Here is a 12,519-nt window from a genome sequence, read left to right on the forward strand (position 1 = left end):
CCCCACGACGGACCCCGCGGGCCCTACCGTTGACTCATGCCTCCCGAGATGCTCTCGCCCACCAGCGGCGTCGCCTCCGCCCCCGCGGTTGAGCGCAGACTGACATCGCGGGTGGGGCGCTTGTTCGACATCGGCTGGATGGTCGTGACGGCCGCCGCGATCATCGTCGGCTTCATGGTCGGAGGCTTTCCGTACAGCTGGCTGTGGGCGCTCGTGCTCCTGATCGCGGTCATCGGGTCCTGCGCGCTCATGGTGACCGTCTCGCGCGTCGACACCCTGCTGACGATGGGGATCGCACCGGCGCTGCTGGTCGTCGCGGCCGACACCCTGCCCCCCGTCGCCGCCCTCACCCTGTGGGCCGCGGGCTTCCTCGTCGGCGCGATCGTGCGAACCCGCGGTCTTCGTCACACCTTTGAGTTCGCCGGCTATCTGATCGTGGCCGGAATCGTCGCGCTCGCGGTGTGGATCCCGCTCGACGCCGCCGGCGTCCACATCGCCCTCGCGGCGCCGGCGACGGTGGTTGCCTTCATCGCGACGCGTATCGCAACCTCGATGCTGCGTCTTGCCGTCGCCACCCGGATGACGCCACGTGCGATCTTCGGTTCGGTGCTGTGGGGGCGCGTGGCCGTCGTCAGCGTCGTGGTCGCGGGCGCGCTGTATCTCGGGTTGTCGATCGCGCGCTTCGTCAACACGACCAACCCGCAGTCCGAGAACGACCCCGGCGGCGTCGCTGCGTTTGCCGTGCTGGGCGTCGTCACCTTCGGCATCGGGATGCTGCTCGAACTGCGCACCGCGACGACACGCCTGACCGGCATGCTCGATGCCGCACTCGCCCTTCCGTGGTCGCCGTCTTCGAGCGTCGAGGAGCACGCGCGCCACTTCGCGCAGCGAACCCTCCCCCGCGAGAGCATCGAGGTGCGCGGTGACGGCGAGGTCGCCGAGAACGAGATCGCCGCGAAACTGCCGGAGGGCAACCTCGTCGCTCGGCGCGGGTCGACGCAGGGACCGTTCGTCGTCAAAGACCGTCGTGTGCTCGAAGCCATCGCGCACATCGCCGAGACGATGGCGAACACCCGCACCGAGCAGGCGCGACTCGCGCGCGAAGCCTTCACCGACGACCTCACCGGGTTGCCGAATTACCGGGCATTCCGGATCGCGCTCGACGAACTCCCCTCCACGCACCCCGGCACCCGCTTCGCCGTCGTGTACCTCGATGTCGACAACTTCAAGGATGTGAATGACGCCCACGGTCACGAGGTCGGCAACGCCGTGCTGCAACTCGTCGCGACACGACTGCGTGCCCACGCCGGGGCGGACGACATCGTGGCCCGCGTCGGCGGCGACGAATTCGTCGTCATCCTCACCGGCGTCACCGACGATCTCGACGCAGATCGCCGCACCGAACGACTGCTCACCGAGGTGAGCGCGCCGATCGTGCTGGGGCAGACGATCATCGGCCTCAGCATGTCGCGAGGACTCGCGGTCGCCGCGCCCGGGACGCCGGACGCGACCGCCCTCGTCGAAGCCGCCGACGCACGGATGTACGCCGCGCGGGGCCGCGATGTGGAACCCGTGAGCGACGCCACCATGCCGATCGCCGTCACGCGCGGAGGCGGCGATCCGGCCGAACTCGTGGAGGCCATCGCCGACGCCGTGCGGCACCGCCGACTCACGCTCGTCTACCAGCCCATCGTCGATCGGGTGGAGAACACGATCATCGCGATGGAGGCACTGATCCGACCGAGCGATGCGGCCCTACGCGGCGTCCCCGCCGGCATCCTCGTCCACGAAGCGCGCCGCCTCGGCCTGCTCACCGAGCTCAGCAGACATGTCGTCGACACCGCGATCACCGACATGCAGCGGTTCCAGACGATCGCGCCGAGCCTGACCGACGTGCACGTGAATGTCGACGTCGAGCAGATCACCGACGTCGACTTCGCCACCGCCGTCTCGCACGCACGCGACACCGAGAGTGTGACCGTGACCCTCGAACTCAGTGAGACGTCGTTGCAGCGCAGCTCGGAGGACACCATCGCGATGCTCGAAGACCTGCGACGCGAAGGCAGCATTCCGATCGCGCTCGACGATTTCGGCCAGGCAGCATCGACCCTGCTGTCGGTCGTGCAGTACCCGTTCGATGTGCTGAAGGTCGACCGCGCTCTGACCCTGAGTCTGCGCACCCGCAAGTCGCAGCTCGTCATGCGCTCGCTGGCACTGCTGACCCGCAACCTGCGCGTGCAGATGGTCGTCGAAGGCGTCGAGACGCAGCAGGAGTACGACGACCTCGTCAAGGTCGGCGTTCGCTACATGCAGGGCTACCGCTTCGGCCGCGGCATCCCCGTCGCCGAGATGATGGCGCGGCTCGAAGCGCACGGCCTCACGGCCTACCTCGACGACGACGCGACGTGACCACGCCCCTGCAGGTCAGTCTTCAGCCGTCAGAAGCTTCTCGATCTCTTCGGACGTCAGGCGACGCCAGGGCGAATTGCCCGGATCCTGCTCGCCGGCGGCCGGGTTGTCGCCCTGCGTCCACCAGCGCGCCTCGTAGGCGACACCGTCGAGCATGATCCGTTCGGCGCGCGTGTAGACGGTCTCTTCCTTCCACACCGGGTAGAAGTCCTCGGGCAGTCGCACCTCGGGGATCGGCGTCTCACCGTCGAGCACCGGGCCGATCAGTCGCCACGGGTTCTCGGCGGTGCTCAGCGCGGGGTTGTCGGGCTGATCGCCGCTGCTCCACCACTTCGCGACGTACACGCTCCGTCGCCAGACGACGCGGGTGTCGGCCGGGTACGACGCGTTCTCGTCCCAGATGGGGTACGGGCTCGTCTCGGGATCGTCGACGAGATCGTCGATGCTCGTCGCATCGGGGGTCGGAGACGGCGCGTCGGCCGCCTGCGCGGGGCTGCCCTCGAATCCGGCCGCGAGCACCTCGCCGAAGCGCTGCCCGTTCTGCTGGATGCCGCTGCACGCGTCGGAGACGATCTGCCAGTCCGGATACGCCTCGGCGCACGTCTGGTCGCGGTTGGCCGACCACATCGACATGCGACCGAGGCCCTTCTCGATGGCGAATGCGTTGAGCGCGGCGGCGTCGTCGAGCCCGAAGACCTCGGCCGTGACGTCGTTCTGGCCGATCATCGGGGTCGCACCCACCATGCGCCACGCCGTCGCGGCACCCATCGGCTGGTCCCGGTCGGCATAGATCGCCCGAAGTTGACGATGCGTGCCCTCCAGCGCCGTGATGGCGACGGCGCCGGGGTCGGCCGCCGCGTCATCCCCGGTGAAGTTCATCGTCATGACGTTGACGCCGGCCAAAGCGACCCCTGCGTCGAGCATCTCCTGGACGAGGCTGACACCGTCGCCGGTCAGCCCGTCATGCGCCACCGGAAGCGTCAGCCACACCGCGACCGGCTGCCGGCCCGCATCCCGCTGCTCGTCCTGCAGTTGCGCGATCGCATCGGCTCGGCGCTCACGCGAGACGGTATCAGCAAGCGCATCGCCCTCGATATCGAGGTCGATCGTCGTCAAGTCGTATCGGTCGATGATGGCTCGGTACTGGTCGGCGAGCTCGTCGACCGAATCGCAGGCAAGTGCCAGTTCGGCATTGAACAGCCCACCGAAGGACACGATCGCCTCGCCCCCGCCACGAACATGGCGGGCGATGCGGCGGTCGAGGTCAAGATCGGCCGCAGCCTCATCAAGCGTGTAGTGCGTACCCCAGGTCGGCTCGCACGTCGTGGGACTCGCAGCCACGATGAACGAAAGCGTCACCGTCTTCTGGTCATCGCCTGTCTGCACCTCGAACTCATACGACGGCGTCGCCGTGGCATCGACGTAGGCAGAGAACCATGGCGTGCTCTCCTCCGCGACCCAATCGTCCTGCAACGCGCGCACACTCGAGTAACCCGCATAGCCCAGGCCACCCACCACGAGGGCGAGCACGGTGAGCCGCACCCAGGAGAGCCGGCGACCGGGGAATCTCTTCGACACGTTCGTGTTCCTTATCTCGGGCTCACGCGACGGCGAAGGTCGCTCTTGCGTGTGATGTCGCGACCGAGGCGGCGGTCTCCGTGGTACAGGATCGATGACCAGTCGACGGGCTTCGGCTTGCGTTCGACGGTGCCGTGCGTGGCACGTTTCGGCTTCACCGGAACGAACAGCCACCCGACAACGCCGAGCGTCATGTCGACGATCGACGCTCGCAGGCCGATGTAGGCCACGATCGCCCACCCGCACAGCAGGGCGTTGAAAGCGGCGAACGCAGCGTTGCCCCAGTTCTGCGCGTTGATGTCCCGCACCAGCGTCAGGATCGAGAACGCGACGATGACGAACGGCACGAAGACGTAGAGCCCGGGGGCCGCGGTGCGGTTCTGCACCTTCGGGGTGCGTACGAACGGAATCTTCTCGTTGGTGAGCGCCTGCTGGACGGACTTGACGACACCCGCGACATTCACTGCGAGCAGCACCAGGTTGAAGCCGTAGATCCGGAAGACGTCGGTGCGACGATGCCCGCTCTCGGCGAGGTCGCTCGCCATGCAGAGGAAGTACGGGAGGGCCGCAACGACGACCCACGGGCTGAGCAGACGACTGTCGTACGGGTACGCCAGGAGGAAGATGAGCCCGAGGCTCGCCCACGCGATCGAGGCCATGTAGTTCACACGCAGCAGAACCTCGCGGGCGAGGATCCGTTCACGACGGTAGCGACGTTCACGCAGCTGACGCGAGAACTTCGCCATGATGAGCAGGCCACCGTTGGCCCACCGGCGCCGCTGCACCACGAGCGAACCGAAGTCGGGCGGAGTCGCCGAATAGCTCAACCGCTCCGGATAGTTCACGAGCGTCCAGCCGTGCGTGCCGAGGTCGATGCTCGACTCGGTGTCTTCAATGACCGTACGGTCCTGAATGTACGTGTCGATCTCGAACCCGCCGACCGTCTGCCGTTCGACGATGTCGTCGAGCGCCACGCGGCGGATGACGGCGTTCGCGCCCACCCAGAACGTCGCGTTGTAGTACGTCATGCCCTGGTGCAGGGTGTGCTGGATGTCGGTCGTCGCACCCGCGACGCGCTCGATGCGACTCGGCGCACCGCGGTACGCGGAATACGGGGTCTGGGTCACCGCGACGCGTTCGTTGCCGGGCTGCTCGAGGAAGTGCACCAAGCGGATGCAGTAGTCGCGCAGCAGCATGGAGTCGGCGTCGAGGGTCAGCAGGTACTCGGTGTACGGCACGTCGAGGTCAGCATGCTCATCGTCGGCGGCGGGGACGAGGATGCGCTCATCCGCGGCATCCTCCACCTTCCACCGACGCCCCATCAGCCCGATGTACGAGTTGAGGTTCATCGCCTTGTTGGCTTCGTGCGACAGTGATGCGAACGTCTTCCGCTCGAACGACGAGATCTCGGCAGTGAAGATCCAGACGAGGCGATCGGCGAGCTGCACGAGGCGCTCCGCGCTCGGCGCTCCGCCTTGCTCGACGGCCGCGTCGAGCGCCAAGCGCGTGAGGCGCAAGTCGCTGGCGAGGCCGATGAGCACACGGTCGGCGAAGAACGCGTCCATGTGGTCGGCGATGCGATGCGCCTCCGCCTTCGCCTCGAGCCATTCCGCCGCGTGCAGATACTCGTCCGAAACGAGCGTGACGAGATCGCCAGTGACGGTTTCGGCCGCTGCGAGGCCGTCCTGCAGCTGCTGTCGAGCTGCGCTGAAGCGAGCGCGGGGACCTTCGAGCGCGGCCGCGACAACGGCCGGGAGATCTCTAGCTGACTGCAGGAGCGCGATGTTCTCGTCGTCGGCGGGGGCCGGCGGGTCGTCGATCAACACGATCACGCGCTTCTGCGGGAACTCCTGCAGCGCAGCCGACCACACGGTCTTGGCGATGACCTCGGGCTCTTCACGGTACGACGGAATGAGCACCGTGACGGCCTTGTCGTACCCGTCGGCGAAGTGCTGGTCGAGAATGCCGCGCGGCGCACGCACGTGGTCGCGGTAGCGGTAGAGCGCACCCTGGCGCGCGACCAGGTACATGAGCGCCGAGAAGCTCAGGAAGGTGACCACCAACAGGTAGCTGACCGCTTCGAGCACGAACCGCAGGGTCTGGGTGTCATTCTCGACGAACTCTCGCACCACCGTGGTGATGACGTACATGAGCCACGCGAGAACCGTCACGACAATGGCGAGCCTGCCCAGCACCAGTTTGCGACCGCTGGGGCGCGAGTGCATGATCGCCAACGGCGCGGTGATGCGCTCCGAGCCCCATTGCCGACGCGGCCGACGTTCCTTCTTCGCCACCTGGTGTTCTCCCCCGACACGCTGGTACAAGCCGCCTCAGTGCTCGTGCATCGACGGCGGCGGTCGATACACGGCGACCCCCCGAGCCTGAGCCCGGGGGGTCGCCGAGAAGGTCCGAAGACTTACTTCAGGATCTTGGTGACGGTGCCGGCACCGACGGTGCGGCCACCCTCACGGATCGCGAAGCCGAGGCCCTCCTCCATGGCGATGGGCTGGATCAGCTCAACGGTCATGTCGGTGGTGTCGCCGGGCATGACCATCTCGGTGCCCTCGGGCAGCGAGATGACGCCGGTGACGTCGGTGGTACGGAAGTAGAACTGCGGGCGGTAGTTCGTGTAGAAGGGGTTGTGACGGCCACCCTCGTCCTTGGACAGGATGTATGCGGTGCCCTCGAAGTTGGTGTGAGGGGTCACCGAGCCCGGCTTCACGACGACCTGGCCACGCTCGACGTCGTCACGCTTGGTGCCGCGGAGGAGCAGACCACAGTTCTCGCCGGCCCAGGCCTCGTCGAGCTGCTTGTGGAACATCTCGATACCCGTGACAGTGGTCTTCTGGGTGGGACGGATGCCGACGATCTCGACGTCCGAGTTGATGGCCAGGGTGCCACGCTCGGCGCGGCCGGTGACGACGGTTCCACGACCGGTGATCGTGAAGACGTCCTCGATCGGCATGAGGAACGGCTTGTCCTTGTCGCGCACCGGGTCCGGGATGGACTCGTCGACGGCGTCCATGAGGTCGACGATCGACTGAACCCACTTCTCGTCGCCCTCGAGCGCCTTCAGGCCCGAGACGCGCACGACGGGTGCAGCCTCGTCGAAGCCCTGCGAGGCGAGCAGCTCGGAGACCTCGAGCTCGACGAGCTCCAGGATCTCCTCGTCGTCGACCATGTCGGCCTTGTTCAGCGCGACGAGCAGGTAGGGAACGCCGACCTGCTTGGCGAGCAGAACGTGCTCACGGGTCTGTGCCATCGGGCCGTCGGTGGCGGCGACCACGAGGATCGCGCCGTCCATCTGAGCGGCACCGGTGATCATGTTCTTGATGTAGTCGGCGTGACCGGGGGCGTCGACGTGCGCGTAGTGGCGCTTCGGGGTCTCGTACTCGACGTGCGAGATGTTGATCGTGATACCACGCTGACGCTCTTCGGGCGCCGAGTCGATCGACGCGAAGTCGCGCTGCACGTTGGTGGCCGACGGGAACTTGTCGGCGAGCACCTTGGAGATGGCAGCGGTGAGCGTGGTCTTGCCGTGGTCGACGTGACCGATCGTTCCGATGTTGACGTGCGGCTTGGTCCGCTCGAACTTGGCCTTGGCCACTGGGTCCTCCTCAGGACGGTCGTGTAGAGGTTCCGGGCACTGGATTGCGACCGGTCGTCTACGGGGATGTTTCTAGTCTATGTGTATGAAGTTGTGGATGTCCCGGGGAGTCTCGGCGACGCATCGCAGCGACTCCCCGGGAGGGCGGTGTTACTCGCCCTTGGTCTTCTGGACGATCTCGTCGGCGACGGCCCGCGGGACCTCGGCGTACGAGTCGAACTCCATCGAGTAGACGGCGCGACCCGAGGTCTTCGAGCGCAGGTCGCCGATGTAGCCGAACATTTCGGACAGCGGCACGAGCGCACGGACGACCTTGACGCCCTGGGCGTCCTCCATCGACTGGATCTGGCCACGACGCGAGTTCAGGTCGCCGATGACGTCGCCCATGTACTCCTCGGGCGTACGCACCTCGACGGCCATGAGCGGCTCGAGGATGACGGGGTTCGCCTTGCGGATGGCCTCCTTGAAGCCCATCGAACCGGCGATCTTGAACGCCATTTCGGACGAGTCGACGTCGTGCGAAGCGCCGTCGATGAGGGTCGCCTTGACGCCCACCATGGGGTAGCCGGCGAGCACGCCGACCTGCATGGCGTCCTGGAAGCCCTGGTTGGTGGGCTCGATGTACTCGCGCGGGATGCGGCCACCGGTGACCTTGTTCTCGAACTCGTACGTCTTGTCGGCCGTGACCTCGAGGGGCTCGATCGCGAACTGGATCTTCGCGAACTGACCCGAACCACCGGTCTGCTTCTTGTGGGTGTAGTCGTGACGCTCGACGGTCTTCTTGATCGTCTCGCGGTACGCCACCTGCGGCTTGCCGACGTTCGCCTCGACCTTGAACTCGCGCTTCATGCGGTCGACGAGGATGTCGAGGTGCAGCTCGCCCATGCCCTTGATGACGGTCTGGCCGGTCTCGACGTTCTGCTCGACGCGGAAGGTCGGGTCCTCTTCGGCCAGGCGCTGGATGGCGACACCCAGCTTCTCCTGGTCGGCCTTGGTCTTGGGCTCGATGGCGACCTCGATGACCGGCTCGGGGAACGTCATCGACTCGAGGACGACCGGGTTGGCCGGGTCGGCGAGGGTGTCACCGGTCGTGGTGTCCTTCAGGCCGATGACGGCGTAGATGTGACCGGCGGTGACCGACTCGACCGGGTTCTCCTTGTTGGCGTGCATCTGGAAGATCTTTCCGATGCGCTCCTTCTTCTGCTTTGTCGCGTTGCTGACCTGCGCGCCCGAGTCGAGGTGACCCGAGTACACGCGGATGTAGGTCAGACGACCGAAGAAGGGGTGCGCCACGATCTTGAACGCGAGCGCCGAGAACGGCTCGTCGCGGTCGGCGTGACGCTCGATGATGATCTCTTCGTCCTTGGGGTCGTGCGCCTCGATGGCGGGCACGTCCAGGGGCGAGGGCAGGTAGTCCACGACCGCGTCGAGCATCGGCTGCACACCGCGGTTCTTGAACGCCGAGCCGCAGAGCACCGGGTAGAGCTCGCCGGCGATCGTCATCTTGCGGATGGCGCCCTTGATCTCTTCCGGGGTCAGCTCCTCGCCGCCGAAGTACTTCTCAAGCAGCGCCTCGTCGGACTCGGCGACGGTCTCGAGCAGCTTCTCGCGGTACTCGGCGGCCTTGTCGGCGAGGTCGGCCGGGATCTCCTGGATCTCGTACTTGGCGCCCATGGTGACATCACCCTTGGCGTCGCCGGGCCACACCAGTGCGCGCATGTAGACAAGGTCGATGACGCCGACGAAGTCGTTCTCGGCGCCGATCGGCAGCTGCAGCACGAGGGGCTTGGCCTTCAGGCGGTTGATGATGGTGTCGACCGTGAAGTAGAAGTCGGCGCCCAGCTTGTCCATCTTGTTGACGAAGCAGATGCGGGGCACGTCGTACTTGTCGGCCTGACGCCACACGGTCTCGGACTGGGGCTCGACGCCCTCCTTGCCGTCGAACACGGCGACCGCGCCGTCGAGCACGCGGAGCGAACGCTCCACCTCGACGGTGAAGTCGACGTGACCGGGCGTGTCGATGATGTTGATCTGGTTCTTCTCCCAGAAACACGTCACCGCGGCGGAGGTGATGGTGATGCCACGCTCCTGCTCCTGCTCCATCCAGTCGGTGGTCGCAGCGCCGTCGTGGGTCTCGCCGATCTTGTGGTTGACGCCCGTGTAGAACAGGATGCGCTCGGTCGTCGTCGTCTTGCCGGCATCGATGTGCGCCATGATGCCGATGTTGCGGACCTTCTTGAGGTCGGTGAGCACTTCTTGTGCCACAGGGGTGTCCTTACGTGTGGTGGGGAAAAGTCGCGGGGGTGGCCGGCCGGGTTCGACCGGCCACCAATGCGCTGATTACCAGCGGTAGTGCGCGAAGGCGCGGTTCGACTCGGCCATCTTGTGGGTGTCTTCACGGCGCTTGACCGCGGCACCCAGGCCGTTCGATGCGTCGAGGATCTCGTTCTGCAGACGCTCGGTCATCGTCTTCTCACGACGACCCTTCGCGTAGCTGACGAGCCAGCGCAGCGCGAGCGTGTTCGCACGGTGCGGCTTGACCTCGACGGGAACCTGGTAGGTGGAGCCACCGACGCGGCGGCTCTTGACCTCGAGGGTGGGGCGGACGTTGTCGAGCGCCTTCTTGAGCGTCGCGACGGCGTCCTGGCCGTTCTTGGCCTCGACACCCTTGAGGGCGCCGTAGACGATCGATTCGGCGAGCGACTTCTTGCCGTCGACGAGGATCTTGTTCACCAGCTGGGTGACGATCGGAGCACCGTAGACCGGGTCGTTGACGACGACGCGGCGGGGTGCGGGTCCCTTGCGAGGCATCTGACTCAGCCCTTCTTGGCGCCGTAGCGGCTACGGGCCTGCTTGCGGTTCTTGACGGCCTGTGTGTCCAGGGCGCCGCGAACGATCTTGTAACGAACACCCGGGAGGTCCTTCACACGACCACCGCGGACCAGCACGAGCGAGTGCTCCTGCAGGTTGTGGCCCTCGCCGGGGATGTAGGCGGTGACCTCGGTGCCGTTGCGGAGCTTGACACGGGCGACCTTGCGCATCGCCGAGTTCGGCTTCTTGGGCGTGGTCGTGTAGACGCGGGTGCAGACCCCCGCCTGCTGCGGGTTCGCCTTCAGGGCGGGCGCCTTGGTCTTGCTGACCTTGGGCGACCGGCCCTTGCGAACCAACTGCTGAATGGTTGGCACGTTCTCTCCTTGTTGTTCCGCGGGGCCTGCCGGCTCCTGCGGATGCTGCACGGTGACAGCGTTCGTGGTTTCACCACAGATCCACCTGCGCAGGGCGAGTGCTCTGTGCGTTTCGTGGTGGATATGCCGTGGGGGTGGACCTGTTCGCAGGTCGTTCCCTGTGATGTGGCGTCTCGCTGCCTGCACCGTGCTGGGCACGACGCAGGGCGCGCGAGGGCGCACACCCGGTCAATGATACGTGGACGCGACGAGCCGGTCAAACGGCGGCCGCAGGGCACCCGTCAGTCGTCGGTGCGGGCGAGCCGGAACTCGGCGTCGCCGAGGAGGAACCTGTCCCCCGCAGGCACGGCGGTGCCGGGTTCCGCCTCGACCTCGCTGCCGAGATACGTCGGCAGCAGCACGCCGTTCGTCGAATGCAGATCGGTGATCCACCAGCCGTCGCCGCGGTGTTCGAGGCGCGCGTGCGTCTTGGAGACGGTGCGCGTGTGGTCGTCGAGCGGCACGAGTTGTGCGCGCGGGAACCCGGCATCCGAACCGGGGCGCCGCCCCAGGATGACGACGTCGGCGGTGAGCGGGATGGGCGAGCCCTGCGCGGGCATCAACCGCCATGCCGGGCGACGCCGGCGGGCGATGACGGTCATCTCCGCGTCGTCGTCCTCATCGGCGGTCGGCTCACGATCACGCTGCTGCGCGGCCACCGAGGCGCGCGCCGATCGGGGCGAACCGGCCGCCGGCGAGCCGACGACGGCAGAGACCTCACCGGACATCTCGGGGAAGGCATCGGCATCGCTGGTCGCAGACTGCTCGTCGGAGACCGGTGCAGCCGGGCGCGGCGGCACGCGCGTCACCGACACCTCTTCGTTGCGGTTCGACATCGAGGTCCGGCGGCCGGGAACGAACGAGACCAGCGGGTCACCGGCCTCGACGGGCGGCGCGACATGACGGGATGCCGGTGCGGCGGCGGAACTCGGCGGGAACGGTGCCGGTGCGACAGCCGACACCTCGTCCGGCACGGACGGCCACGCGTCGTCGCCGGTCGGTTCGGGGGCGGGCGCGACCTCCGGTGCGACAGCGGTCTCGGACGGGCTCGGTGGGGCAGGCGGTGCCCAGGACGCCGAGCCGGCGGGCACCGCCGCGTCGGTTTCGTGCGCGATTGGGTTCGGGGCCGTCTGCGGCGCCGACGGCGCTGCAGGCTCGGCGGCAGCGGACGGGGGTGCGAATGCGGCGAACGGGTCGCCGACGGCATCCTGCGACGATGGTGCCGGCGGTGACTCCGCGGGAAGGTCTGCCGCGGCCGCTGTCGGTGCTTCGGTCGATGCCCGTCGGGCGACGCCGTTGGCGGGAAGCGCCGTCGCCGGGCGTGCACCCAGCCATCGTGAGGGCCCGAACCCGAGGATCGTCGCCCACACCGGGAACAGCACGGCAGCGACCACGGTCATGCCCGTGCCGTACCCGAACCCGGGGCCGAGGCGATGCGCGGCGACCACCAGCAGGACGTAGACGACCAGGCCGCCGGCGCCGGGCACGAGCAGCAGCAGCACGAGCCACGGCGAGAAGCCGCCCCAGCGCAGCACGGTCGCGATGTTCAGGACGGGCACCCAGCCCTTCCACGGCTGCTCCCCCATCTTGCGGAACATGGCCGACAGCGCGAGCGCGGTCCAGACGTAAAGGGCGACGGTGATCAGCAGCGACAGCAGCAGCAGGAGCGCCACCGGCGATTCATCGACGGTCGGATTCATC

8 protein-coding genes are annotated in these 12,519 nt (G+C 67.2%); 1 reads left to right on the top strand and 7 read right to left on the bottom strand.

Annotated features, from left to right (window positions below; all coding sequences use genetic code 11):
* Nucleotides 1-36: 36 nt before the first annotated feature.
* The gene (locus ACSF8R_RS04420; protein WP_434810648.1) at nt 37-2,409 is read left to right on the top strand and encodes an EAL domain-containing protein; all 2,373 of its coding nucleotides are present in this window, start codon (nt 37-39) and stop codon (nt 2,407-2,409) included.
* A gap of 15 nt (nt 2,410-2,424) precedes the next feature.
* Here ACSF8R_RS04420 and ACSF8R_RS04425 read toward each other — a convergent pair whose 3' ends face one another.
* From ACSF8R_RS04425 to ACSF8R_RS04455, 7 genes are all read right to left on the bottom strand, one after another.
* Complete coding sequence (locus tag ACSF8R_RS04425; protein WP_434810649.1) at nt 2,425-3,987, bottom strand: chitinase; 1,563 nt, start codon at nt 3,985-3,987, stop codon at nt 2,425-2,427.
* A gap of 11 nt (nt 3,988-3,998) precedes the next feature.
* On the bottom strand, nt 3,999-6,212 hold the full coding sequence (locus tag ACSF8R_RS04430) for a glycosyltransferase family 2 protein (RefSeq protein ID WP_434810812.1): 2,214 nt from the start codon (nt 6,210-6,212) through the stop codon (nt 3,999-4,001).
* A gap of 191 nt (nt 6,213-6,403) precedes the next feature.
* Nucleotides 6,404-7,594: an elongation factor Tu gene (gene tuf / locus ACSF8R_RS04435; RefSeq protein WP_434810650.1), complete on the bottom strand. Its 1,191-nt coding sequence runs from the start codon at nt 7,592-7,594 to the stop codon at nt 6,404-6,406.
* Between the two features lie 150 nt (nt 7,595-7,744).
* On the bottom strand, nt 7,745-9,859 hold the full coding sequence (gene fusA / locus ACSF8R_RS04440) for an elongation factor G (RefSeq protein WP_434810651.1): 2,115 nt from the start codon (nt 9,857-9,859) through the stop codon (nt 7,745-7,747).
* A 75-nt stretch (nt 9,860-9,934) separates the two neighbouring features.
* On the bottom strand, nt 9,935-10,405 hold the full coding sequence (gene rpsG / locus ACSF8R_RS04445; protein ID WP_434810652.1) for a 30S ribosomal protein S7: 471 nt from the start codon (nt 10,403-10,405) through the stop codon (nt 9,935-9,937).
* Nucleotides 10,406-10,410: 5 nt separating this feature from the next.
* Complete coding sequence (rpsL, locus tag ACSF8R_RS04450) at nt 10,411-10,779, bottom strand: 30S ribosomal protein S12 (RefSeq protein WP_018171438.1); 369 nt, start codon at nt 10,777-10,779, stop codon at nt 10,411-10,413.
* Nucleotides 10,780-11,060: 281 nt separating this feature from the next.
* Complete coding sequence (locus ACSF8R_RS04455; protein ID WP_434810653.1) at nt 11,061-12,518, bottom strand: DUF5684 domain-containing protein; 1,458 nt, start codon at nt 12,516-12,518, stop codon at nt 11,061-11,063.
* Nucleotide 12,519 lies beyond the last annotated feature (1 nt).

The organism is Microbacterium sp. bgisy189 (assembly GCF_965345345.1).
Lineage (GTDB): Bacteria > Actinomycetota > Actinomycetes > Actinomycetales > Microbacteriaceae > Microbacterium.

Coding starts and splice junctions, on each gene's coding strand:
- ACSF8R_RS04420 (WP_434810648.1), top strand. CDS start 37: ATGCCTCCCGAGATGCTCTCGCCCACCAGCGGCGTCGCCTCCGCCCCC.
- ACSF8R_RS04430 (WP_434810812.1), bottom strand. CDS start 6,212: ATGCACTCGCGCCCCAGCGGTCGCAAACTGGTGCTGGGCAGGCTCGCC.
- rpsG (WP_434810652.1), bottom strand. CDS start 10,405: ATGCCTCGCAAGGGACCCGCACCCCGCCGCGTCGTCGTCAACGACCCG.
- ACSF8R_RS04455 (WP_434810653.1), bottom strand. CDS start 12,518: ATGAATCCGACCGTCGATGAATCGCCGGTGGCGCTCCTGCTGCTGCTG.